23 protein-coding genes are annotated in these 25,318 nt (G+C 52.4%); 8 read left to right on the top strand and 15 right to left on the bottom strand.

The annotated features are described in order from the left end of the window. Positions 1-14: 14 nt before the first annotated feature. The 6 genes from ACFOLF_RS36160 to ACFOLF_RS36135 all read right to left on the bottom strand — a co-directional run bounded on the left by ACFOLF_RS36160 (position 15) and on the right by ACFOLF_RS36135 (position 8,017). Positions 15-872, bottom strand: a complete 858-nt coding sequence (locus ACFOLF_RS36160; RefSeq protein ID WP_210040160.1) for a carbohydrate ABC transporter permease — start codon at positions 870-872, stop codon at positions 15-17. A 4-nt stretch (positions 873-876) separates the two neighbouring features. Continuing rightward, positions 877-1,845, bottom strand: coding sequence for a carbohydrate ABC transporter permease (locus ACFOLF_RS36155; protein WP_379113185.1), 969 nt, complete (start codon positions 1,843-1,845; stop codon positions 877-879). Beyond that, positions 1,842-4,808 carry an extracellular solute-binding protein gene (locus ACFOLF_RS36150; protein ID WP_210040161.1) on the bottom strand — a complete coding sequence of 989 codons (2,967 nt, stop codon included), beginning with the start codon at positions 4,806-4,808 and terminating at the stop codon, positions 1,842-1,844. Before ACFOLF_RS36150 ends, ACFOLF_RS36155 begins: the two co-directional genes overlap by 4 nt. Then, positions 4,805-5,947, bottom strand: coding sequence for an ABC transporter ATP-binding protein (locus ACFOLF_RS36145; protein ID WP_210040162.1), 1,143 nt, complete (start codon positions 5,945-5,947; stop codon positions 4,805-4,807). The genes ACFOLF_RS36150 and ACFOLF_RS36145 overlap by 4 nt, the downstream gene beginning before the upstream one ends. Positions 5,948-6,414: 467 nt before the next feature. Beyond that, positions 6,415-6,852 (bottom strand): GNAT family N-acetyltransferase, encoded by a 438-nt coding sequence (locus ACFOLF_RS36140; protein ID WP_210040163.1) that lies wholly within the window; start codon positions 6,850-6,852, stop codon positions 6,415-6,417. A 175-nt stretch (positions 6,853-7,027) separates the two neighbouring features. Then, positions 7,028-8,017 (bottom strand): Gfo/Idh/MocA family protein, encoded by a 990-nt coding sequence (locus ACFOLF_RS36135; protein WP_210040164.1) that lies wholly within the window; start codon positions 8,015-8,017, stop codon positions 7,028-7,030. Between the two features lie 191 nt (positions 8,018-8,208). Here ACFOLF_RS36135 and ACFOLF_RS36130 point away from each other — a divergent pair, with 191 nt between their 5' ends. Next, the gene (locus tag ACFOLF_RS36130) at positions 8,209-9,774 is read left to right on the top strand and encodes an S-layer homology domain-containing protein (protein ID WP_210040165.1); all 1,566 of its coding nucleotides are present in this window, start codon (positions 8,209-8,211) and stop codon (positions 9,772-9,774) included. A gap of 45 nt (positions 9,775-9,819) precedes the next feature. On the opposite strand, the gene ACFOLF_RS36125 is transcribed toward ACFOLF_RS36130, so the two are convergent. From ACFOLF_RS36125 to ACFOLF_RS36090, 8 genes are all read right to left on the bottom strand, one after another. Continuing rightward, the gene (locus ACFOLF_RS36125) at positions 9,820-10,536 is read right to left on the bottom strand and encodes an amino acid ABC transporter permease (protein ID WP_379113188.1); all 717 of its coding nucleotides are present in this window, start codon (positions 10,534-10,536) and stop codon (positions 9,820-9,822) included. Between the two features lie 16 nt (positions 10,537-10,552). Next, the gene (locus ACFOLF_RS36120; protein ID WP_210040166.1) at positions 10,553-11,260 is read right to left on the bottom strand and encodes an amino acid ABC transporter permease; all 708 of its coding nucleotides are present in this window, start codon (positions 11,258-11,260) and stop codon (positions 10,553-10,555) included. Between the two features lie 89 nt (positions 11,261-11,349). Further along, positions 11,350-12,234 carry a transporter substrate-binding domain-containing protein gene (locus ACFOLF_RS36115; RefSeq protein ID WP_210040167.1) on the bottom strand — a complete coding sequence of 295 codons (885 nt, stop codon included), beginning with the start codon at positions 12,232-12,234 and terminating at the stop codon, positions 11,350-11,352. A 61-nt stretch (positions 12,235-12,295) separates the two neighbouring features. After that, positions 12,296-13,042, bottom strand: coding sequence for an amino acid ABC transporter ATP-binding protein (locus ACFOLF_RS36110; protein ID WP_210040168.1), 747 nt, complete (start codon positions 13,040-13,042; stop codon positions 12,296-12,298). 106 nt (positions 13,043-13,148) lie between these two features. Continuing rightward, complete coding sequence (locus ACFOLF_RS36105) at positions 13,149-13,628, bottom strand: DinB family protein (RefSeq protein WP_210040169.1); 480 nt, start codon at positions 13,626-13,628, stop codon at positions 13,149-13,151. Positions 13,629-13,669: 41 nt separating this feature from the next. Then, entirely contained in the window at positions 13,670-14,995 is a 1,326-nt protein-coding gene (locus ACFOLF_RS36100) for an LLM class flavin-dependent oxidoreductase (RefSeq protein ID WP_210040170.1), read from the bottom strand. Positions 14,996-15,032: 37 nt separating this feature from the next. After that, positions 15,033-16,253 carry a M20 metallopeptidase family protein gene (locus tag ACFOLF_RS36095; protein WP_210040171.1) on the bottom strand — a complete coding sequence of 407 codons (1,221 nt, stop codon included), beginning with the start codon at positions 16,251-16,253 and terminating at the stop codon, positions 15,033-15,035. A gap of 23 nt (positions 16,254-16,276) precedes the next feature. Then, on the bottom strand, positions 16,277-17,602 hold the full coding sequence (locus tag ACFOLF_RS36090; protein WP_210040172.1) for an LLM class flavin-dependent oxidoreductase: 1,326 nt from the start codon (positions 17,600-17,602) through the stop codon (positions 16,277-16,279). Between the two features lie 271 nt (positions 17,603-17,873). On the opposite strand from ACFOLF_RS36090, the gene ACFOLF_RS36085 reads away from it, so the two are divergent. The 7 genes from ACFOLF_RS36085 (at position 17,874) to ACFOLF_RS36055 (ending at position 24,209) form a co-directional block, all read left to right on the top strand. Beyond that, positions 17,874-18,788 carry a LysR family transcriptional regulator gene (locus ACFOLF_RS36085; protein ID WP_210040173.1) on the top strand — a complete coding sequence of 305 codons (915 nt, stop codon included), beginning with the start codon at positions 17,874-17,876 and terminating at the stop codon, positions 18,786-18,788. A gap of 206 nt (positions 18,789-18,994) precedes the next feature. Next, positions 18,995-19,255, top strand: coding sequence for a hypothetical protein (locus ACFOLF_RS36080; protein WP_210040174.1), 261 nt, complete (start codon positions 18,995-18,997; stop codon positions 19,253-19,255). Between the two features lie 345 nt (positions 19,256-19,600). Further along, positions 19,601-20,653 carry a ubiquinol oxidase subunit II gene (cyoA, locus tag ACFOLF_RS36075; protein ID WP_210040175.1) on the top strand — a complete coding sequence of 351 codons (1,053 nt, stop codon included), beginning with the start codon at positions 19,601-19,603 and terminating at the stop codon, positions 20,651-20,653. Between the two features lie 21 nt (positions 20,654-20,674). Continuing rightward, positions 20,675-22,645, top strand: a complete 1,971-nt coding sequence (locus ACFOLF_RS36070) for a cbb3-type cytochrome c oxidase subunit I (RefSeq protein WP_210040176.1) — start codon at positions 20,675-20,677, stop codon at positions 22,643-22,645. Then, positions 22,645-23,271, top strand: a complete 627-nt coding sequence (gene cyoC, locus ACFOLF_RS36065; RefSeq protein ID WP_210040177.1) for a cytochrome o ubiquinol oxidase subunit III — start codon at positions 22,645-22,647, stop codon at positions 23,269-23,271. The genes ACFOLF_RS36070 and cyoC overlap by 1 nt, the downstream gene beginning before the upstream one ends. A 1-nt stretch (position 23,272) precedes the next feature. Then, positions 23,273-23,617 (top strand): cytochrome o ubiquinol oxidase subunit IV, encoded by a 345-nt coding sequence (gene cyoD / locus ACFOLF_RS36060; protein WP_210040178.1) that lies wholly within the window; start codon positions 23,273-23,275, stop codon positions 23,615-23,617. Positions 23,618-23,861: 244 nt separating this feature from the next. Next, complete coding sequence (locus ACFOLF_RS36055) at positions 23,862-24,209, top strand: winged helix-turn-helix transcriptional regulator (RefSeq protein WP_210040179.1); 348 nt, start codon at positions 23,862-23,864, stop codon at positions 24,207-24,209. A 228-nt stretch (positions 24,210-24,437) separates the two neighbouring features. Here the strand turns inward: ACFOLF_RS36055 and ACFOLF_RS36050 are convergent, their stop codons facing one another. Beyond that, on the bottom strand, positions 24,438-25,256 hold the full coding sequence (locus ACFOLF_RS36050; RefSeq protein WP_210040180.1) for an SDR family oxidoreductase: 819 nt from the start codon (positions 25,254-25,256) through the stop codon (positions 24,438-24,440). Positions 25,257-25,318: the final 62 nt, after the last annotated feature.

The following is a 25,318-nucleotide window of genomic DNA, read 5'->3' as shown; positions in this document are numbered from 1 at the left end:
CTTTGCTGATGAAATTACTTGATTCCGGAATGAACCATCGTCTCCAGCACTCTCCGCTGGAAGAGCAGGAATATGAGCAGGTTCGGAATAAACATAAGCAGACCGGCAGCGGCGGCCATATTTTGACCGGCCACATTGTTCTGGAGTCCGCTGAGCAGGCTGTTGACATAGAAAGCCAGCGTCCTCATCGCCTCTTTTTGCATGAACAAGGTCGATGTCTCCACATCTCCCCACACGCCCTGGAACGTGAAGATCGAGATGGTGGCGATGGCGGGCACGCAGAGCGGCAGCACGATCCGGATGAAAATGCCGAAGTGGCTGGCCCCGTCGATCTTGGCTGCCTCCACCAGATCGTTCGGAATCTGCGAGACGAAGCCGACCAGCATGAACACCGCAACCGGCGAAGCCAGAGCAGGCAGAACATGCCCGAAATACGTGTTGTTCAGCCCGATTCCATTGATGATGAGATATCGCGGAATCGCTACTGTTTCCGGCGCGAACATCAGCGACAGCGTAATGAGAGCCATGATCAGATGTTTGAAATGAAACTGGTATTTGGCGAGCACATACGCCGCCATTGTGCTGACGACGATGACGCTGATCAGCGTCAATGCCGCCACGACCATACTGTTGAACAGATAACGGGTAAACGGAACCGTCGCATTCGATGCGTGAAGAAACAGCGATTCGAAATTGCGAAACGTCGGATTCTGCACGAAAAACCGCGGCGGAAACAGAAAAAGCTCATTCTGCGGCTTGAAGGCATGGTTCAGGATAAAAATGATCGGCAGCGACATAAAAGCCGCAAGCGCAGTAAAGACGGTGACAAGAGTGATCTGAAACGGCGACGTTCTGCGGAGTCTTCGAATCATCGTTTTATAGTTCCTCCTTCGATCCGAACAGCCGGTAAGCGAATCTCATGGCAAAATAGCTGACGATCAGCAGCATGACCGAAATAGACGAAGCATAGCCGAGCTGGAATCGAATGAATGCGTAATCGTCGATATGGTTGATGATGAGGTGGCCCGCATACTGGGGGGTGATCGCCATTCCAGTCAGCTGCGTGGAGATGCTGCCCGCTTTGAGCGTCGAGACGATCGTCATGACGGCGCTGAACAGCAGCTGCGGCTTCATGGAAGGAATGGTGATATAGAACACTTCCTGAAGCCGGTTCGAGATGCCATCGATGCGGCCCGCTTCGTACAGCTCCCGGTTTACCGTCTGCAGCCCGGCCAGCATCGCGAGAAAGCCGACGCTGAAGCTGACCCATAAGGAAACGACGATCATGATAATCATCAGGTACTTGGGATCCTGAAGCCAGACGATCGGCGCTTCGATCCACCCCATTTCAAGCAGAAACTGGTTGACGTAGCCGACGCGGTCGCCGCTGAAGGCGGCGATCCACACGACAGACAATGCCACGGCTCCGGCCATCGAAGGCGCGTAGAAGGCCAGCGTGTAGTAGTCCCTGATTTTGATCGGCAGCTGATGGATCAGCCAGGCGAACAGAAAGGCCAGCACATAACCGCCAGGACCGACGATCAGGGCGAACAAGAAAGTGTTCGGCAGCGCTTTGGTCAGGAAGATAATATCCTGCGTTACAAGCCCGATGTAATTGTCGAAGCCGATGAAATGCAGCGATCCGAAGCCGTCATAGGAAGTGAAGCCGAGCGTCGCAGCCATCGCTACCGGAATAACGATGAACACGATGAAGCAGATCAGGAACGGCGCAAGGAACAGGTAGCAAAAGGCGTCGCGCCGGATGTCCATCCAGAAGCGGTTCAAATTCAGCTTAATCGCCGAGGACCGCTGTGCCTTCATGCCGGGAGAAAGCTCTGTCTTCATGAGTCCGGTTCCTCCCATTCGTAAGGTTCGTGGATTTGCGGGACCTGCAGGTCCATTCCGTTTATGCCGAAATCCTTCTGCCTGCTGTCCATTTCGCGCTGCAGCGACAGCTGCGCCTGCTCCAGGGACTCCACGGCGGGCATGCCGTCAAATACCGTGCGGTTCCAGGCGAATTCCATCTCTCTGCCAAGGAAGTAGTACCCCGGTACGTTGGGCATATTCTTCGCCCAGCGGGCTTGCTCCCGCAGCGCTTTCAAATCCTCGCCGGGCCAGTTCAGCGATTGCATCGCTTCGACATTCGCAGTGTTCCAGCGGAATTCGAGGCCGTAGAACGATTCAATGTCATTCGCGTACCGGGCTTGCACCTCGCCCGATGTCCACCATTTCAGAAATTCCCAGGCTGCGTCCTTCTGCGTGCTCTTCTTCATGATCATGGCGGCAGACACCCCTTGCGGCGACCATCTGGCAACCTCGCCATCCGCTTGTCTGATGCCCGGAAGGGGAGCGATTTTCCAATGGCCTGTAATCTCCGGAGCGGCTACGAGCAGCTGCACATACGTATTAAAATCCGAGACTCCGATCGGAATGTCTCCATCGCGGAAATGCTGGAAGAAGGCCGGAATGTCGATCGGTAAATTGTATTTCGTGAACAGTTCCGTCCACATTTTGAATGCCTTCTGGCCGGCATCGCTCATCAAATCGGTCCTAAGCCCATTCGCAGCATAGGGCTCGGCGCCGTTCTCGAAGAAGAGCGTCGAGAAATCGCCTTTCGGAAAATTCATCGTCATCCCGTTCTCCTGCAGCGTCGGCAGGATATCGAAGACATCATCCCATGTATCCGGAACCTTCAGGTGCAGATTCTCCAGGATGTCCGAGCGGTAGAACAGGATCTGGAAGTTCTGGACCTCGGGAACCCCGTACGTTCCGCCGTTGTACGTGAGCGCGCGGCTGACTCCGGGGATGAACCGCTTGTTCACCTCTTCAAACCCCGGATACTTCGACAAGTCCTCCACCGCATCCCTCATCGCATAATCGGCCGGTGTCGCTTCGCCGATTCCCAAGGCGACGTCCGGCACGTCACCGGCGGCATTTCCCAGAATGAGCATGTTCGGATTTGGCATCAGATTGATATTGACCTGAATGCCCGTCTTCGGAGTGAAATCCTGGTTGACCATCTCCTGCAGCAAATCGACGTAATCGCGTCCCCGCTGCACCCATACTGTCAATGCCCCGTCTTCATTGCTGCTGCTCAGATCGTAATCCATGTAGAAGGAACGGGCGAAATCCGTGAGCGTGTAAGGAATTCTCGACAGTGTTGTAGGCACCTTCAGTCCGGTTCTGGTATCCGGCGTGCGCAGGACAAGATAATCAAGCAGCATTGGCTGCTGGGTCAGCGTGGACATCCAATTGCCGATATTGCTCTGGATGGTCGCGAAATCGTTGATCTTGTTCGGGATTTCGTTCACGTCCGCCAGCATCTTGTCCAGAAGGTCAACCGAGCCTTTGATCGCTTCCGACAAGTCTGAATTTTTGCCGTTCAAGCCGTTGATATATTCGCGGATATCGGATAACCGCTGGATGAACGCTTGTATTTTTGCGGCTGCATCAGGATCGAATTTGACCATATCCCAGGTGCGTGTGGAATCCATATTGGCATCGAATGCCGATTTGCTGTAGTTGCCGGTAATAAGCCGGATATGCTGGTCGAAAGCCGCAATCTGCGACAGTGTGTCCTTCAGAGCCAATGTAATCGGCTGCAGCTCCGACGAATCCGCGATCATCCGGATCGTATGGGTTCCTTGTTCAAGATAAAACCGGAAAGGCTTGCCTTGCGAGTCTGCCAGCGTTGTAATTGCGAATTCCTTGGTGAAATCGAGGCCGAAGTGAAGCATCTCCTTGAATGGCGTCCTGCCGTCGATCTCGATCGTGCGATAAGCCTTGAAGCCGGGACGATAATTCTGAACATTTTTCAAATCAATCTCATAATAGCCGTCAGCCGGCACCGTCATCTCCCATTCGACCCACTCGCCAGGCACACGCCATCTCTGCCCGCCGAGCACATTGTAGGTGATCCGGCCTTTCGGATCCGGCGAAATATAAGGCTCTGACCAATGATCCGTCTGGATCGCCAAGCCGGATTTCCGTTCGAACTGCTCCGCTTCGCTCAAGCCGTACCAGTTCTCCTGTGCGGCGGGGACCGGATGCGCCATTTCGTATTCCGCATAGGACGGGAGCGGCGTCTGGGCCTGGAACGTGATTGCGCGCAGCGCAATCGGTTCCCTCTCGCCAACCAGTCTCAGGGTGTGTTCCCCCTGCTCGAGCCGGTACAGGAGCGGTCTTGAGGATGCGGTATAATCCGACACGGCTTTGTTTATCCATCCGATCAATTCAGTCTGCTGCGGGCGAATCTGCATGCCGGCCTCATTGCGGTCGTAAGGATACTTGGCGTCCTTCCAGTTTCGCTCCAGCTCGATGTGCTCCGATTCGAGAAAAGGAAAACGTCCGTCGATCTGTACCCCGCGGACTGCGGATGTATTGCCTCCGGCAAGCGGTTTGTAATCCAGATGAAGCTCGTACCATCCTGCCGTTGGGGCGTTGAACCTCCACTCCACCCAGCCTTCCGCACCGTTCCAATTCAGTATGGCTCCATCCGGCCCGTTCTCCGCTGCGAGCTTCGTTTCTGCAGCTGCAAGGGTATAAGCTGCCGGGTCAATCGCAATCGGCTGCAAGTCCAATGCTTCGGCGGGATGATTCATCATCTCCTTGACATAGGGCAGCTCCGCGCCGGCATCCTTGAACGCCATCAATTGGGAAGCGCTTACATTCGAAGCGTAGCTAACCGATTTCTTGCCCGAGAACCAGTGATACCCGCCGAATGCGATTGCCGCAACCAACAGCAGCCGGATGGCGATCCGGGTAAATCCCGGGATGCGGAAGATGCGTAAACCTCCGGATTGCCTCATCCCTCATCTCCTCCGGCCGCGAGGGAAATACCCGTATTTTCGTCGAAGAAGTGAACCTTGTTCATGTTAAAGCCGACAAGGAGCTTATCGCCCGGCCTGTATATGATCTCGGGGTCCGTGCGTGCAATGATCCTGGTTTCCCCGATCAAAGCATACACATAGGAATCCGCGCCTGTTGCTTCCATCATCTGTACGGTGGCAGGCACGAAGTCCCTGTCCTCTTCCCCATTCCCGTCACCGGAAAGCTCCGCCTTCAGGAAGGCGTTCTCCGGACGCACCCCGAGCACGACATTCTGCCCGGACCTCAGTCTGTCCCCGAAATGGGCATTGAACGTATCGGGGAGCAGCAGCTTCATCCGTTTGTTGGAGAAATAGAGCCGTCCCTCTTCGCGCAGCATCGTGCCGTCAATGAAGTTCATTTGCGGCGATCCGATGAAGCCGGCGACGAACAGGTTAGCCGGTTCGCTGTATAGCTGGCGTGGCGGCGCAACCTGCTGGATAATTCCATCCTTCATGACGACGATCCGCGTTCCCATCGTCATCGCCTCCACCTGGTCGTGGGTGACATAGACCATCGTCCGCTTGAGGTCGCTCTGCAGCTTGATGATTTCAGCGCGCGTCTGGGCTCTGAGCTTGGCGTCCAGATTGGAGAGCGGCTCGTCCATCAGAAATACCTGCGGCTCCCGGGCGATCGCGCGGCCCAGCGCAACCCGCTGCTTTTGGCCGCCGGACAGCTGGCTTGGCTTGCGCTCCAGCAGATGCGATATCTCCAATATTTTGGCCACCCGGTTTACCCGCAGCTCAATTTCGTATTTCGCCGTTTTTCGCAGCTTCAGTCCAAGCGCGATATTCTCGAATACCGTCAGATTGGGGTACAAAGCGTAATTCTGAAACACCATCGCGATATCCCTGTCCTTGGGGGAAACATAATTAACGTATTTCCCGTCGATGTACAGCTCCCCGCTGCTGATTTCCTCGAGGCCTGCCAGCATGCGCAGCGTCGTCGATTTGCCGCAGCCTGAAGGCCCGACCAGCACGAGGAACTCCCCTTCCTCGATGGACAGGTGAAAATCGTTGACGGCCGGGCGGGATTCGCCTTTGTATCGCTTGAATACATGATGAAATGCAATACTGCCCACTTAAATTCACCTCTCTCCTATACTATTCTGCGGCTTGCCTGCATTCATGTTACCGTAACGGCGCACAGACAAGAATGAGTGAAACTTGGCTTTTGCAGTCTGAAATTGTCCTCTTCTTTAGAAGATCTGTTTGCAGGAAGAAACTTGCTGCACCTTCTTCTGGCGCTCAGGCATGTTTCTTCCTGAGAGTATAAAAAAGGTTTGGACTGAATTTAACTTAATACGGCAAAAAACCGTCCGGATCGGACGGTATGGATGCAAGGACAAGGCCGAGCATGAAAAAAGAAGGTTCTCGCATTTAAGCAACAGGTTCCGTTTGGAGGTATAATTGCTTAAATGAAAAAGGACAAACCCATACTGAATGGGTTTGTCCTTATTATTTCCGTTTTTCCATACAGAACCCTTTACGATAAGCTGCAGTCTTTGTAATTCCCCCCTCGCTCATGTCAGGTTAATAGAATGATCTATTAAAGCAGAAACTCTAATTGATAATCTCTTGGATCGTTTTCATAAAATTTCTTATTTATTTCTGCCGACTCTTTACAGCCGAGCGCAAAATAAAACGCCACTGTTTCCTCGGCAGAACCAGCACAAATAAATAGTTTATCTGCTTGCCACTCTCTCGCTATTTCTGCAACGATCAAGAATAGCTTCTTACCAATTCCCTTATTTCTATGCTCTAATGAAACAAATAATTGGTCCAATAAAACGTATTTAACATGTTCACCAAAGAACTCACGATTTATTGCTGCGAAACCTATTAATTTGCCGCTTTCATCAAAAGCACCTATGGCAACGCCTTCACTTAAAATAGTTGCTCTCAAGCGATTATAATGGTCATCGTAACCATTAGCCCAATCAGAATCTTGATAATTAATTTCGACTAACTGGCGTTTTCCATTCACTTCTCTTCATGCTTTTTTTATATATTGTGATGGATTCATATCATTGATTCGTTCACACTCTTCAATTACTAATTTTCTATACTTTATATTCAACCTATTGTTCCTCCAAAATGTTATTTCCCTATTACTTGATTAGTAACGTTCTCAACCTCTCTCCTGACACTCCCAAACGTGTTCATTCCTTGTTATCCAGATAAAATCCCTTCACGAGCTCGTCCATCACCCGATTCGTACGGGCCGCCGATTCCCCCGTGCTGGTGCAAGTGCCCAATCCGAGCAAATCGTTGACCACCGTTTGAATAAGCGGCTGCTGGATGTGCTGCGGGGAATCGAACGGAAACTCCTCCGTTCCGCTTGCCGTGTCGAGCCGAATCGGCTCATGGCCGAATGTGGAGAAGCTCAGTCTGCCCTTCGAGCCGACAATCTCATTGCGATCCTCCCGAGAAAAAGCGGAAAAACACCAGGTGCCCGTCCCGTGCACGCCGTTCTCAAACCGGTATGTACCGGTGACGATATCCTCGATACCGGCAAACTTCCCCTGCTGGTTGGATGCAATCCCCTTCGCTTCAGCGATGGGACCCAGCAGAAAATCAAGGATATCAAGCGTATGACTGGCCAAATCGAAAAAAAGCCCGCCGCCCGAAAGCTCCGGCTGAAGCCGCCATGGAAGCTCGCCGCCTTCCGTATGCGGAGCAGGCTGGTATTGCACCGTTGCCGCATAACGAACATCGCCGATCGCGCCTGCTTCCAGCAGCTCCTTGACTTTAAGAAAGCGCGGCAGCGCCCGCCGGTAAAAAGCCACATAAAGCGGCACCTGCGCCTCTTGGCAAGCCGCAATCATCGCACTGCACTCGCTGGCGTTCAGCGCCATCGGCTTCTCCACATAAACCGCCTTGCCCGCCTTCGCCGCCGCGAGCGTATACTCCAGATGCGAGCCGGGAGGCGTCGCGATATACACCGCATCGACCTCCGGATCGTCGATTAACTCCTGCGCATCCGTATACCAGCGAGGCACGCCATGCCTTCGGGCGTAGTCTTCCGCGAGCCCGGCATTTCGCCGCATGACAGCGACGAGCTCCGAACTTCCGGCTTTCTGGAAGCCAGGACCGCTCTTGATTTCTGTGACATTGCCGCATCCAATAATGCCAAAGCGTATCGTTTTCATGATAGCTGACACTCCCCGTTTCAAATTAAAATCGCTGCTCTATATTGTACCACGGATAAAAGATTAAGCGCATACATATCCGGTTTCCTCCCATACTGTTAATAGGGCCAGAAACAGACCTCTTTTTCCATAATGTTATAAAGGTAATAGCAATCTATTTTTGCTATGCTTGTAACTTGGAGGAGATGAATGTGAAGAGATTGGCCGTTACTATTCTGGCACTTATTATTGCCTTTTCTTGGAATGTGCGGGCTGAAGCCGCCCAAGCAGTCTTTACTGATATAAATAAGAGTTTCGCGAAAAACGATATCCTGTCCCTTTACAATAAACAAGTTATTAACGGAACAGGCGCCGGATTATTTGAGCCCTCCAAGACGGTCACCCGGGCGGAGTTCGTAAAGATGCTCGCAGGCGTGTTAGGCTTGGAGCAAGTACATAATTCGATCCCCGGCTTCGATGATGTCAAGAAATCGGCCTGGTTCTACGGATGGGTGTATGCTGCGAATAATCTAGGCCTCATTATTGGAAAGAGTGAAAAAAAGTTTGCTCCAAATGAAACGATAACAAGAGAAGAAGCGGCAGTTATTCTTGCAAGGGCAACCAGGCAGACTCCCGTTTCACAAACAAATCCGTTCCTGGATGAAGCGTGCGTATCGCCTTGGGCAGCCGAATCAGTGAACGAAATCATCCATGCAGGCATTATGGGGGGCGACGGCCAATACTTCCACCCGGGGCAAAGCTTGACCCGCGAAGAAGCCGCGGCCATTTTGAACCGGATTTTGGGCAAGCTCCGGACGGTCCCGCAAACATCTGCGCCTATTGAGATAGGATGGCAGTATATGGACAGTACGGCGGAATTTAAACAGCATGTTATGGAAAGTACAATCAACGTTATTTCTCCAAGATGGTTTTTTATGGGAAAAGATGGCGCTTTGACCGTTTCCGTTGAACCGGAGCTTGTGGAATGGGCGCATGCGAAGCAGAAAAAGGTGTGGGCTCTTGTAGGGAACCGTTCGAATGCCGAGGTCCTCCATTTATTTTTAACCGTCTATAAAAATTCAGTTATTACGCAGCTTGTCAATTACGCATCACAGTATAAATTGGACGGATTCAACCTTGATTTCGAAAACGTGGACCCGGACGACCGGGATTTGTTGACCGCATTCGTCAAAGACCTGGGAACCCGCCTCCATTCGGCCGGGAAAGTGATATCCATCGACGTGCCGCCGGATTCAAATACGGACTGGAGCCAGCCCTTTGATTATGCGGCATTAAGCGCAAGCGCTGATTACCTGGTTCTTATGGACTATGAAGAGCATTGGGCAGGTTCGAGCGTGATGGGCTCGGTTGCCTCTCTCCCCTGGTTTATTCAAGGTGTGAAGCAGATCAACAAAGAAATTTCAACTCCTTCCAAATTGATTGTCGGCATGCCATTATTCACGAGAGATTGGCGTATCGAGGCAGGAAAGGTTCTATCGGAGGATATCGAGCTTCCTGATCAGGAGCAGCTGCTCCCCATCTTCTCATCGCTGAAATGGGATCCATCAGTAGGACAATATACAGCGGTATACACGAATAATCATGTCATCCATCACATATGGCTCGAAGACAGCCGTTCTTTAACCTTGAAATATGTCCAGTCCTTGAATGAAAAAGCCGCCGGTTTCGCCTATTGGTATACCGGAGGTGCGACTGCGGACATTTGGGCAGCACTTCGAAACGCAAATCGCTTGTGTGGGCTGCGCTTCGTATCGTAGATTATATTTTAAGCCATCCGCTCCCTTGCGGAGAAATAGAGGATATCAGGGCATAACCTTCTCATGACGGCTGAATCTTTTCTCAAGCAGGACAAACAACCGTTCGACCAGGAAACACAGCACCCAATATACGATGGCGGCATCGATGTACATTTCCAGAAACCGGTAATCGCCTCCGGCAATAATTCGGGTGGTCGCCATAATCTCGATAACTTTGACGGCAAAGGCAAGCGATGTTCCCTTGATCAATCCGATGAACAGGTTTCCGTAAACCGGAAGAGCAATCAGGAATGCCTGTGGAGCGATAATCCGGAACAATGCTTGACGCACCGTCATCCCGATCGACAAGGCTGCCTCCATCTGCCCGGCTTCCGTGGATTGGAGAGCAGAACGAATGGTCTCCGATTGATAGGCGGACGTATTGACCGTGAAGGCAAGAAGCGCGTATACGAGCGGAGAGATGCCATACGGATTCAGTCCCCAGCCGAACTGCTTGTTCAAATAATCAATCAGCATCGGTGTTCCGAAGAAAATGACATAGATCTGCACAAGCATCGGCGTACCTCTTATAAATGAAACATAAAGCGCCCCCAACTGGCTCAGTACGGGCACTTTATAGGTCCGGCATAATGAAATGAGAAGTCCGAACACAAATCCGAGCAAAAGCGATACTGTGGCCACAAGCAGCGTCATGGGCACAGCCTTCAATACATCCGGAAATTGCTTGAGGGCGTAGTCCAAATCGAAGTTTTCCAATCTCAAGTCACCTCCCTCTTCTTCATTCCGGCTTCACGATGCCTGCATGGCCCCTTTTGAGTCTTCTCTCCAACCGGCCGCAGCCCTTCTCAATCGCAATGGAAAGAATCCAGTACACAATCGAAATGACAATATAAACCTGTACGACATTCAAGCCGTTGGAATTGCCGATAATAATTTGCGCTTGGCCCATAATATCGACGATGCCGATAGAGAAGGCCAGCGAGGTTTCCTTTAATATCCCGATCAAATCATTGCAGAAATTCGGCAGCCCGATTCCAAAAGCCTGCGGCAAAATAATTCGCCGCAGCGTCTGAAAATAGGTCATCCCCACGCTGTATGCCGCTTCCTGCTGGGCAACCCCAACTGCCAGATAAGCCGAACGAATGACTTCCGAGAAAAAAGCGGCGCTGTGGAGCGAGAAGGTGACGATGACAAAAATGAACCGGTCCCAGCCGTTCACATCGATGCCGATCAGCTGAAGAACCGCCGGCAAGCCGTAATAAACGAGAAACAGTTGAACAAGCGTCGGCGTGCAGCGCATGAACGACAAATAAAAAGTGGCGACGGTATACAGAACCGGCTTTTTCTGAATACGGACAACGGCAATCCCAAGTCCAAGCAGCAGGCCGAATAACGTCGAGAGCAGCAACATTGCTAGCGTAATTGGCAGCTTCCCGGCGATTTGGGTAACAATATAAATCCAGTCGTGGTTATCCCTGTTCGGCATGATCTTCCTCCTTTGCGCCGATTAACGCCATCACGGAACAACCGGAGCCATTCTATAGAATAGAATGTGCCCCGGCAGCATCCGGACGTTTAGTTCGTACTGGATGCATTGATTTCGTCAATGCTCTTGAAGACGTCCACACCAAACCATTTCTCAGAAAGCTTCGACAGCGTGCCGTCCTTTGTCAGCTCATCCGTTACCGCGTCGACCTTGTCAGCCAATGCTCCCTGTTTCTTATTGAAGAGCAGATAAGCCGGTTCCTTCGATACCATAGCGCTGATCTTCAGATCCTTCCTCTCCTCCTCCGTAGCTCCCTGGAAATTGAGGGAAAGCGAGATGGAAGTGTCATACTGCTTCGTTCTCAAAAAATTGAAGACGTCTGCTGTTGTCCGCTTGTCGATATTTTCAATCTTGATGGTATTGTCAGGGTGGGCTTTGTTATAATCGTCGACGACAACGCGCATTCCGTCCGTCGGAACCATCGGTACGAGCTTCTTGCCTACGACGTCGTCCAGCGTCTTGATGTCGTCCCGGTCGGTTCTGGTGAGCAGCGAGATCAAGGAGTAGACGAATTCTTTTTTCGGATAAATATATTTCTCTTCGCGTTCCGGCGTTTTGAATACATTGGAAGCCATAAATGCGTATTTGCCGGTATCGGTTCCAATCAGCATCGAATCCCAATCGACGGATTCATATTCAAATTTGTATTCCGGCAGCTTCTCTTCCAGCGCCTTCAAATAATCCTCCAAATAGCCGACACGCTGGTTATTCTCATCGAAAAAACTGAAGAAGGGCGATGGAACATTGTAGGTGGCCACCTTGATGACGGTTTGTTCGGACGCCGAATCCGCTGATCCGGCTGTTGAAGGCTCACCGGCTGTATTCCCGCTGTTATTGGTGTTGTTGGCGCCGCAAGCCGTGAGCAGCAGCATAAGGCCCAGTGCCGCGAACCATAACGTACGTTTCGATTTCATGTGATTAACTCCCTTATTATATATTCTTGTTGTTATAACAGATAAAGATTTGTGAGAAGAATCAAATCGCGTGGCCGGGATCCATCAGGTTCAGAAACTGCCGGGTGCGCTCTTCCTTCGGGCGATTGAATACCTCATCAGGAGAGCCCTCCTCAACAATAACCCCCTGATCCATAAATACGATATGGTTGGCCACCTCCCGGGCAAAACCCATCTCGTGTGTCACCACGATCATCGTAATGCCTTCTCTGGCAATTTGCCGGATGACCGCCAGCACTTCTCCGACAAGCTCAGGATCAAGCGCCGAAGTGGGCTCGTCGAACAAAATCACTGCCGGATTCAAGGCGAGTGCCCGGGCAATGCCGACCCGCTGCTGCTGGCCTCCGGACAGCTGGCTTGGATAATGGTTCCACTTTCCCGCCAGACCGACCTTTTCCAGCAGAGCGGCGCTTGTTTCCTCTGCCAGCTTCCTCGGGAATTTCTTGACGATGATAAGTCCTTCCATGACATTTTCCAATGCAGTCTTATGCTTGAACAAATTATAGCTCTGGAATACCATCGCCGTTTGACCGCGCAGCGCATGAATCTCCTTTTTGCTTGCCCGCTTGCAGTCGATCATCCGGTCGCCGATGGATATTTCACCCGAATTGGCTTTCTCCAGAGAATTAATGCAGCGCAGCAGAGTCGTTTTACCCGAGCCGCTGGGGCCGAGGATGGCAACGACCTCGCCTTTGTTCACGGTTAGATTGATGCCTCTGAGCACTTGCTGACTGCCGTATGCTTTTGTAATGCCGGACAATTTGATCATGACATGGCTCCAAGCCAGAATAATATTTATTATTCTGATATATTTAATCGAATGTCGTCCGCCATCATCCATCCTTGGACAAAAGCCGGCAGCGACAACCGTGACGCTATTGCTTCAGACTTGCATAATGCAATTTGATCCGCTCTATTTGCTGGAGATGGTTGTTCAGATGCTTGATCAATCCTTCGAGCACCGCATGCAGACTGACCACTGCGCCCTTCTGGGTGACCCCGGTCTTGTCCCAATCCTCCGGCTTCAATCGGCTGAACAACCCGTTATTGTAGACTAGGAGCGCCTCAAAGGCGGACAGAAACTCCTCGGCCTGCGCCTCATTGGCCGCCGTTCCCTCCACCCAGCGATTCTGGTTAAACGCTGGCAGCGGCGCCTCCGCACCCGAGAGAATATGGCGAATCCGGAACGAGACGATCAAATGATGATCCGCCAAATGAGCGAGCACTTCGGTCACGCTCCAGATGTCCGCTGCCTCTTTCCACTTGAGTGCGTCCTCTCCAAGCCCTGCGGCTGCTTCCACTAGATGCCGGTAAGTATCTGAATATTTTCCGATAAAATCCAGGCTTTCATTCATATTTGCTTCCTCCAAACGTTATATTCTGTTAAAGAGTCTGCTTAAGATTGTCTGGCTGCCGTATACCGGTTCTCGGGGATCTTCATCCCCAGATGTCCCCGCAGCGTACGGTGTTCATACTCTTGGCGGAACAGCCCGCGTGCCTGCAGCACAGGGATGACGAGCTCGACGAAATCCTCCAAACCCGACGGAGAATGAATGTCGAGCATGAAACCGTCGGCACCTTCTTCATCCAGCCAACGCTGCATCAGATCGGCCACCTGATCAGGCGTGCCGATGAACTCCGGTCTTGGCTTCGCCACCTTATAGGCGACTTCACGCAGGGTCAGCCCATGCTTCCTGGCATCAGCGATTACCGCAGCCGTCTTGCTCTGGAAGCCTTCGGATCCGACACCATCCAAATCCGGAAAGGCTTCGTCCGGCAGGTACTGCGTAAAATCGTGATGGTCAAAGAAACGGCCCAGAAAATGCAGCGCCTTCTCCAGCGAGAGCAATTCAAGCTCCTGCTGGTATTTGCGCTCAGCTTCCTCTTCCGTACGGCCGATAATCGGCGTTATGCCGGGCATAAACAGCAGTTCGTCCGGCGAACGGCCGAACCGGGCTGCCCTGCCCTTCAGATCCCGGTAGACGGACTGTGAAACATCCAGCGTCTTCGGATCGGCAAAGATGCCGCTGGCATACCGGGCTCCGAGGTTTTTCCCATCCTCGGAGGTTCCAGCCTGGAAGATTACGGGTTGCCCCTGCGCCGATCTTGCGATGTTGAGGGGTCCCTCAACTGAGAAAAACTCGCCGCTGTGATTCAAAGCATGCAGCTTGTCGGGGTCAAAGAAGACATCTCCTTCCTTGTCCCCGATGAATGCTCCGTCCTCCCATGAATCCCATAAGCCCTGCGTGACCTGCAAATATTCGTCGGCGATCCTGTAGCGCAAAGCGTGGTCTGGAAATTTGCGGATGGTGAAGTTCCCGGCTGCCGCCTCAACCGGCGATGTGACGACATTCCAGCCCGCGCGTCCCCGGCTGATCAGATCGATGGAAGCCAGCTGCCGCGCCACCGTAAACGGTTCGCTGTAGGAGGTGGACATCGTACCTACAAGCCCGATCCTCGAGGTGGCAGCAGCCAGAGCCGACAGCAGCGAAATCGGCTCCAGTCGGTTGAGAAAATGCGGCGCCACCTTTTTGTTGATAAACAGCCCGTCTGTAATAAAGAGCAGATCCAGCTTGCCCGCTTCCGCCACACGGGCCTTGCCGATATACCAGTCGATATCGACGCTTGCGTCCGTCTGCATGTCCGGATGCCTCCAGTTGCCCATATCGATGCCTACACCTTGAAGAATGACACCAAGCTTCATTTGTTTCGGGCCCGGCATTTCAACCCCTCCTTTGTCCAAGTTGTACAAGCTACGCTTATGTGTTCTCCTCCAGATAATGCCAGGCAATTGCCGCATGCGCGGCAATGCCGATCGTCAGCGCGCCTTCATCCAGATCGAACATCGGATGATGAAGCGGGTACGAAGTCTCCGCCGTTCCTTCGTTGACGCCCAGCCGGTAAAACACAGCCGGAACCTCGAAGCTGTAGAACGAGAAGTCTTCCCCTCCCATCGAAGGAGGAACGAAATCCAGTACCTGCCCGCCCAGTACCTGCCGGCTTGCGCGGGCGAGCAAATCGACCATGCCGTCGTCGTTGACGATCGAAGGATTGCCGTTGATATATTCCAGCTCGTAAGAAGCTCCGAATGATTCTGTAATGCCGCGTATGACCCGCTCGATCAAATCGGGCATCTGCCCGCGCAGTGCCGGCGACAACGTTCTGACCGTGCCAAGCATACTTACCTCCGGAGCGATCGCGGTACCTCCGACACCGCCCTCGATCCGGCCGATAGTGACGACAACGGGCTGAAGCGGATCGATTTGCCTGCTGGCGATCAGCTGGAGCGCGGAGACGACCTGCGCCGCCACCGCAATGGAATCGATACCCAGATGAGGATGGGCGGCATGCCCGCCTTTGCCGATGATTTTAATTTTGAGTGTGTCGCAGGCGGCACAGGCGATCCCTCTCGCCACGCTTAATTTGCCGGTCGGCAGATTCGGATTCACATGAAGTCCGGCGATGGCGCTGACCTGCGGATTCTTGAGCACGCCGTCCTCAATCATCTTTCTCGCCCCGAACAACCCTTCCTCCGCTGGCTGAAAGATAAATTTGATATTGCCGCGAAGTGATTCGCGGAGTTCAGTCAGCAGGTGTGCGGCTCCCATCAGCATGCTTGTGTGCCCGTCATGGCCGCATAAATGTGCGACACCCTCGTTGAGCGATTTGTAAGGCACATTCTTGCGGTCGGCGATCGGCAGAGCGTCCATATCGGCGCGAAGCGCAAACGTTGGTCCCGGACCGCCGCCCCGCAAAATCCCTACCACTCCCGTACCTCCAAGCCCTCTTACAACCTCCAGGCCTAGCCGGTCCAAATAGGCCGCTACAATATCAGAGGTACGGAACTCCTCATAGCCGAGCTCGGGATGCCGGTGGAAGTCTCTTCTCCAGGCGGTCACCTGCTCCTGCAGCGTCCTCGCGCGTTCCAGAAAATCGCCGGGGATGCCTGGCAGGCTGTTGTCCGTTGTCCCTTGTTCCATAGATGCTCCCCTCCTTCGCAAATTTATACCAGACGGTTCACGGGCCGCTTCAGGCCCAGATTCTCGCGCAGCGTCCGTCCCCCATACTCGGTATGGTACAGTCCTCTTCGCTGCAGCTCGGGGATGACAAGCCGGACAAATTCTTCAAGTCCTTGCGGCAGCAGCTGAGGCCTGATTGCAAAGCCGTCTGCAGCGCCGCTTCTGAACCATTCTTCCATCTGATCGGCCAGCTGCCCGGGAGTCCCGACGAAGGTCCGGTGGCCGTTGCCGCTTGAGATCCGCTGCGCCAGTTGACGGATCGTCAGCCCCTCGTCTTCCGCCAGATTTTTGTAAAGCTTGAACCAGGTAGTGGAGCCGCGCAGCGTATCGGGATTAGGCAGCTCGGGAAGCGGGCCGTCCAGCGGATGCCGTGACAAATCGGTATACAGGAAGCCGGACAGCTTCCTCAGACTGATATCCAGATCGAGCAGCTGCGACAATTCAGCTTCTTTTGCTTTCGCTTCCGCTTCGGTCTCGGCCACGATGGGCGAAATGCCCGGAATGATTTTCAGCTCATCCGGTCCGCGTCCGAACTTGGCCATTCTGGATTTGATATCCCGGGCGAACTGCTCCGCCTCGGCCAGCGACTGCTGCGCCGTATAGATCACTTCCGCCGTCCGGGCGGCGAAATCTCTGCCTGTCTCGGAAGAGCCCGCCTGCACCAATACCGGATAGGCCTGCGGAGAACGGGCGGCATTCAGCGGTCCCTGAACGGAGAAATAGGGGCCAATATGGTTGATCGGCCGGATCTTATCCGTATCCGTGTAGATGCCAGTCTCTTTATTGAAGACAAGCGCCTCGTCCTCCCAGCTGTCCCACAGCTTCGTCGCCACATCGATAAATTCCAGTGCCCGCTCGTATCCTTCCGCATGATGGATAGGATCTCCGCTGCTGTAGTTGGCAGTCGCCCGGGCATTCTCCGATGTCGTCACAATATTCCAGCCTGCCCGTCCATTGCTGAAATGGTCCAGGGTCGCGAACGACCGCGCCACATTGTACGGTTCGTGAAAGGTGGTGGAGAGCGTGCCGATCAATCCGATATGCTCGGTCACGGCTGCAAGCGCCGACAGCATCGTCAGCGGTTCGAAACGGACCGCAATCGACTGTGTCCCGATATGCGGATGAATCGCAACGTCGTCGGGCAGGAAAACGGCATGGAACTTCGCAGCCTCGGCGATCTTGGCCATGTTCGCATAATACGCAAAATCCGTCAGCTTTTCCGGATGCGCGACCGGATGCCGCCAGGACATTTCATGCACGCCGGTCGGACTTAGAAATAAGTTCAATATGATTTGTCGATTGTCACTCAACCGAATCTCCCCCTGTCTTGCTTATGTTAATTCCGATTGTTTTAATGGGATATATCATTATGATAACGCATCCTCTACAGGAAGTATAATTGTAAAATTTAATAATTGAATTTACGAAAAGTAAATTAATATAAGCTGTTACATTTCAAAAGTCTATATTTGGATAGAGAATTTATGAATTATAAATCAATATTCCGTTATCTATTGGAATCCGTTATAATTAATCCTATTAAAACAATATGAAAATAACCCTTATTAAGGAGAGTTCGATATGGAAATCAGAATGATCAAAACCTTTTTGGCAATCATGCAGCATGGCAGCTTTCTTAAAGCGGCCGAGGTGCTTCAATATTCGCAGCCTACAGTTACGATGCATATCAAGAAGCTGGAACAGGAAGTCGGCGTGGAGCTGCTGATCCGGGGCAAAACAATAAAGCTGACCGAGGCTGGCTATTTGTTTATGCCTAAAGCGAAGAAGCTGCTGCTTGAATATGAAAATCTTAATGACACCATCTCCGATTATTTGCATGGCGATGGTGGATACGTCCGTATCGGCGCATCCGAGCCGTCAGCCAGTCATTTGATTCCGGAAATCCTATCCCAGTACAAGCTGAAATTTCCTAACGTGCATGTAAGCATTTATATCGACAGCGCATCCAGATTGAAAGAGAAGCTCCGGGAGGATCAGATCGATTTTGCCGTTTGCAGCGAGACAGACCGGGAGAACGGCATTCAGTACGAGGCGCTGCTGCGGGAGCCGATGGCGGTGCTCATCCCTGACACCCATCCGCTTGCCAAGGAACCGTCCTTGACGGTCATGCAGCTTAAAGATGCGCATTTCCTCATGACGATGGGCACCTGCCCCATTCGGTTGAAAGTAGAATCCATAATTGCCAGCAACTTCGGTGATCAATTCATGGGACTTGAGATTGGCAGCATCACTTCTCTCAAATATTATGTACAGGCAGGTCTAGGGGTTGCACTCGCACCGATCGTCGCCATATCTCCGCCAATAAATGGCACTTTGGTCAAAAGAATCAACGATTTGAATACGGATCTGACAATCGGCATATTGAGCAAGCTGGATGAGCAGACTAATCGTATAACAACCACCCGGCTCATTAATGAAGCGCGGCGGGTGCTGCTATCCAAGAACGGCGGCTTGAGCGGACAAGAGGCGATCTAATCGCTTGATAAGTATAAATCGCCTGCGGACGTGGGTTTGATTCGCAGGAACGTCACAGAGGTAATACATCAGCAGATGCCGCTTTTAAAGAAAGTGTCTGTTTTATGATCAAAATTTGAACATTTTTTGAACGCAAACGCTTTATTGGTGTTATAATAAGAAGAAAGCATACTTGCAAACTAACTAAATTGGGGAAGTGAATTAATATGTCGACAAAAACGGCAGTTGCTGAACGGCAGACAGCACGGGAAGGAAAATCTTTGTTCTTCGCGATGCATGTCGCCTCTTGGGTAGCCCTTTGCGTAGGTGTTGTCTTATGTCTGATTGATATCGGTCATTTCAGCGACAATAACATGCTGCTGATGATGGGTATCGGGTTTCTGGTGGGCAGCGTGTTCACGTACACGATCGGTACGGCCATGAACCTTGTTCACAAACGGAAATCCGAGGCGGAGAATGATTTGTAGACAGAACGCCCCCTTACAGGCTGCTTCCATCAATGGAAGCAGCCTTTTTCCATTTCTTTTGGGTCCTGTCAGGATGAGATGACTATTATGCAGCCGTGTGCAGCGGTCCTTTTCGTACAGTTGGATTGAGGGTAAATTTTACATAAGTCTGAATTGCGTCGAAATGTTGAACGATTTATTACGGAAATTCGACGGTCTGATGACGCCTTTGTTAACAAGCGATACGCAGGAAAGAGAACATGTTATTATTTTCACAAGGGTTCAATTTTGTGATAATTATCCTGCCTGGGGGGAATCCTCGCTGATAGGATGGGTAAGATGGGAATGTAGGGAGATGAGAAAAAGATGAACGTAGCGAAAGGTATTCGGCATCTTGCCGTGGTCGGCCTGTTGACCGTAAGCACGGTCATGGCTTCCGGCTGTACCAACATGGTCGTATTCGACCCGAAAGGCCCGATTGGCGAACAGCAGCGGGATTTGATCTACTTCGCAATGCTGCTCTGCCTCGTCATCGCGGTTCCGGTAATCGCAATTACAGCGTGGATCGTATGGCGTTACAGGGATAGGCCCGAGAGCAAAGCGTCCTATCAGCCAAAATGGGAGCACAGTACGAAGCTGGAGATTATCTGGTGGGGAATTCCCATTCTCGCAATCGCCCTGCTGGCGGTAGTGACCAGCATCTATACGCACAGGCTGGATCCCGCCAAGCCGCTAAAGTCGGATGCTGCGCCCATAACGGTGCAGGTTACCTCGCTGGACTGGAAATGGCTGTTCCAGTATCCGGAGCAGGGAATCGCGACTGTTAATACATTGGTCATTCCCGAAGATACGCCCGTCAAGTTCGAGCTGACGTCCGATGGACCGATGAACTCATTCTGGGTGCCGCAGCTTGGCGGGATGATCTATACCATGTCCGGCATGCAGACGACGCTGCATTTGCAGGCGGATGAGCCAGGCGAATATCTTGGGACAGGCGCGAATTTCACCGGACGCGAGTTTGCCAAGATGGCCTTCACGACCAAGGCCGTCAAGCGCAGCGATTTCGATGTCTGGGTGACGGACGTCAAGGCAAAAGGCGGCGCGCTGACGGACGATTCGTACCAGCAGCTGGTTAAGCCGGGGACCTCCCCTATTCTTACGTATGCCTCCGTATCCGACGGTCTGTTCCAGCGCATCGTACATAACTACTCGATGTCGCGCGGCGCAGAGGGCGGCCTTGGCCGCAAGGCGACGACGCTCAGCGAGCTGCATGCGGAAGAGGACGAAGGCGGGCAGCTGGCGCCCGATCTGAACCCGCAGCCTGGAGCGAACGAAGGCATGGAGGACATGGATATGGATATGGGTATGAATATGGAGCACGAAGACGCCGATGCCGCAGGTACGGGTCATAACCACTAGAAAAGGGAGGCATCCACGCATATGTTCGAACAAATCAAAGACTTTCTGTCCTGGTTTTTCGTGACGGGCGATCCGCTTATATACGGAGCGGACGTCGCGATCGCCATGACGACCATCGCCATCGTGTTCGCATTAACGGTCTTTAAGAAATGGGGCTGGCTGTGGACTGAATGGCTCACTACCGTCGACCACAAGAAGGTCGGCATCATGTATATCATCGCCTCCCTGCTGATGCTGTTCCGCGGCGGCGTCGACGCGCTGATGATGCGGACGCAGCTCGCCTTTCCGGACATGAAATTCCTGACGCCGGAGCATTATAATCAGGTATTTACAACGCATGGCGTCATCATGATTCTTTTCATGGCAATGCCCCTTATGTTCGGTTTGTTCAACATTGCAGTGCCGCTGCAGATCGGAGCGCGCGACGTCGCCTTCCCGTTCCTGAACTCGCTCAGCTTCTGGCTGTTCTTCATCGGCGCAATGCTGTTCAATATGTCGTTTATCATCGGAGGCTCGCCGGACGCAGGCTGGCTGTCGTATCCACCGCTGTCGGAGATAACGGGAAGCCCCGGCGTCGGCCAGGACTTCTATATCTGGGGTATCCAGATTTCCGGTATCGGGTCGCTGATGACAGGCATAAACTTTGTCGTCACGATTATCAAAATGCGCGCTCCCGGCATGACCTGGTCAAAGGTGCCGATGTTTACGTGGTCCGTGCTAACGAGCAGCATCACGATCATCTTCGCCTTCCCGATTCTGACCATTACGCTGGCGCTGCTGTTTCTTGACCGCTTCCTCGGCGCCCACTTCTTCACCATGGACGGCGGCGGCAACGCCATGATGTATGTCAATCTGATTTGGATGTGGGGACATCCGGAGGTTTATATCGTTGTCCTCCCGGCCTTCGGCATATTCTCGGAGATTGTCTCGACATTCTCCAAAAAGCGGCTGTTCGGCTATAAATCCATGGTATTCGCCATGATGAGCATCAGCCTGCTGTCATTCTTCACATGGCTTCATCATTTCTTCACGATGGGCTCCGGCGCGAACGTCAATACGTTCTTCGCCATCTCGACTATGATTATCGCGATTCCTACAGGTGTAAAAATCTTCAACTGGCTGTTTACGATGTACCGCGGCCGTCTCAGCTTCTCGACGCCGATGCTATGGACAATCGCCTTCATACCGTGCTTCGTCATCGGCGGAATGACCGGGGTGCTCTTGTCAGTCGCTCCGGCGGACTTTCAATTCCATAACAGCTACTTCCTGATCGCCCATTTCCATCAGGTGCTGATCGGCGGCGTCGCCTTCGGTTACTTCGCGGGCCTGTATTACTGGTGGCCAAAAATGTTCGGCTTCAAGCTGAACGAGAAGCTTGGCAAATGGGCCTTCTGGATCTGGAATATCGGCTTCTACGTCTGCTTCATCCCGCAGTACTTCGTCGGTCTGGACGGCATGACGCGGCGCGTCAGCTCCTATGGCTGGGATACCGGCTGGTGGGGACTCAACTTCACATCGACAATCGGAGGCTTCCTGATGGGACTTGGCTTCCTGTTCCAGGTGTGGCAGATTGCCCACAGCATCAAGTTCATGGAGAAGGATACGACGGGCGATCCGTGGAACGGCCGCACGCTGGAATGGTCGATTCCTTCACCGGCGCCGCTGTACAACTTCGCGGTGATCCCGGTCGTCACGGACCGCGAGCCCTGGTGGGAAGAGAAGGAGCGTCTGGCTGCCGGTCATGCGCCTCTTCCCAAACCGCCGCTCGAGCCGATCCATTATCCCAAGAACTCGGCGATTCCGTTCATCCAGGCCGCCTGTTGGTTTCTTGTCGGCTTCGGCCTCGTGTTTCATTGGCTGTGGATCGCTATCCCTGGCTTCATCGGCGTCGTAGCTACGATGCTGGCACACTCGTTCAACTACAACACCGAGTATAATATTCCGGTAGACGAAATCAAACGCACAGAAGCTGCGGCTAGGAGGTCTTCCTGATGGCACACGCCGGCAATCATACTCAAGCACAGGTCCACTCGCATGCGGACGGCCATGACGGACACGTCAATCAGGAGGAGCTTCGCCAGTTCGGCTTCTGGATCTTCCTGATCACCGACTGCGTTCTGTTCGCTACGCTGTTTGCAACATATGTGGTGCTGCACGGCAATCACGCGGGTGGTCCCGGTCCGAAGGAAATATTCGAAATGCCAGGCATTATCGCCGAAACCTTTATCCTGCTGACCAGCAGCTTCACCAGCGGTCTGGCGGTGCTCGCAATGAACGCCGGCAGCCGCAAAGGTCTGATCGGCTGGCTGATCGTCACCGTGCTGCTGGGCGCAACTTTTATCGGACTTGAAGTGACCGAGTTTCTGAAGCTCATTCATGAAGGCCATACGATCAGCTCCAGCGCATTCTTCTCCAGCTTCTTCGTACTGGTCGGCACGCACGGCATTCACGTTACAGTCGGCATCGTCTGGATTACAGGCATCATGATTCAGCTCGCCCGCTACGGCATCACACCTGTAACGCGGCGCAAGGTGAACATTACGAGCCTGTACTGGCATTTTCTCGATGTCGTCTGGATATTCGTCTTCACGATCGTTTATCTGATGGGGGTGATGTGACATGGCACAGCACAGCGGAGGCGCACACGACGCGCATGGCAGTCACGGACACGAAGGCGGTCATGGCTCGCTGAAGTCCTATACGATCGGCTTCCTCCTCTCCATCGTTCTGACGATCATCCCGCTTATGGTCGTGCTGAACGGATGGCTTGAAGGCACATCGGCACGGGTTCTGCTGATCGGAACAGCCATCCTGCAGTTTGCGGTCCAGCTCCTCTTCTTCATGCATCTGCGCGATGAGAAAGGGCCGCGCTACAACCTGATGACCCTGATCTTCGGCCTCGTCATTGTCATTACGATCGTTGCCGGTTCGGTCTGGATCATGACTAACAATAAAATGTATTGATCTATGGCATGCAAATCCTCCCTGGACACGTTCCGCTTCGCGGCGTGTGTCCGGGGCTTTTTTTTGGCGGAACGTTTGATTCTAAATAGGTTGTCCCAATTTGCCCCTCCCGAAATCCTCCAAAACACTCCGGTCAAAGGGCACGGCCTCTCCCCTTTCGTTTATTAAATGTAAGTTCAAATCTGCAGCGAACTATGGTACATTTGAAAAACAGCTTCAGAAAATGAACCGGGAGGAAGTACTCATGATTAATCCGGCATGCTCCGGCTCCATAGAACCCATCCTGAAGATCCTGGAAGGCAAATGGACGCTTCTCATTCTGCACGATTTATTTAACGGCATTAAACGATTCGGGGAATTGCGGCGTTCGCTGCAGCCGATTAGTCCGAAAACGCTGACCGATCGATTGCGTCTGCTGGAGGAACAAGGAATCGTTACGCGCACCCTCTACCCTGGTGTGCCTTTGCATGTCGAATATGAGCTTACTGAACGCGGGCGGCGTCTCCAACCTATTTTCGCTGCCATGTGGGAGTGGTCGCAGTTGGAAAATTCGTGCCCTGCAGAAGAGTTAAGCGGCAGCAGCATAACATAATCCCCGTCTGCGGTCAGACGGGGAGGACTGGTCAGATAACTTCTTCTACTTGCCTGATATGGTGCTTATCATGCCCATGCATATCAGCAAGAAACGGATTCAAAATAAAAGGAGCTCCATCGGCATCCGCAACTTGCAAATTCAATATCCGCATACTTCCATCTCATTAAAAAAAAGCCGCGATGTAGTACGCGACTTTTAATCAGCTTCTGATTTTTCGGCAGCTTCTTACTTATAACTTTGCGCGATGGTCTCCAGGTATTCCTCGATCGGCACTGAGTTTCGAAGCGCCATCAGCCCGCTGCCCGCGTCACCGATCAGGGTGCGGAATTTCTTGCTCTCCCCCGTTGCCTGGGCAGCAATGGCGTCAACGATAACCTGAGGGTTGTCCAGCTGGCTGCTGTCCGCATTCTCCATTAAATTCTCGACCTTGGTCATCAAATCATCGTAAGCCGTAATGCTGGCATCTTTATTCCAGGTTATATTTTCTTTGAAATTATTTCCTTCTGAGCCGCCCTGCTCAATCAGTCTAAGCTCGATATTCAGCGGCTTCAGCTCGTAATACAGACCTTCCGTTAAGCCTTCCAGGGCAAACTTGGACATATTGTAAAGCGATCCGAGCGGTACGGCTGTCGTCACTCCCATGAAGGAGCTGATGTTGATAAACATGCCGCCGCCATTAGCCCTGAAATGAGGTAAAAATTTACGGATTACATTAATCGTTCCGCGCGTATTAACGGCAAATTGCCAGTCGATTGCATCCTCTTTGGCCAATTCCAGCGGGCCATAAGTACCCATGCCGGCGTTATTTACAACGACATCAATTTTTCCGAAGGCGGCAACCGCCTGTTCGACGGAAGCTGCAACCTGTTCAAGGTTTGTAACATCAAGCTTGAAGATTTTTATGTTGTCATATTGGGTAAGTTCCGTTTCTTTCTCCGGTGTTCTCATTGTAGCTGCGACGTTCCAGCCCAGCTTGGCAAAATGAATGGCTGTTAATTTACCCAGGCCTGAACTTGTTCCCGTAATAAAGATTGTTTTATTCATTATTATTCCTCCAAATTGTTTTTTTGATCCGACCTTAAATCGAACATTCATTCTAATCATGC

The sequence above is a fragment of the Paenibacillus sepulcri genome (assembly GCF_042647105.1).
Lineage (GTDB): Bacteria > Bacillota > Bacilli > Paenibacillales > Paenibacillaceae > Paenibacillus_Z > Paenibacillus_Z sepulcri.
The sequence above is the reverse complement of the archived record's forward strand: the minus strand, read 5'-3'. Positions and strand labels throughout refer to the sequence as shown.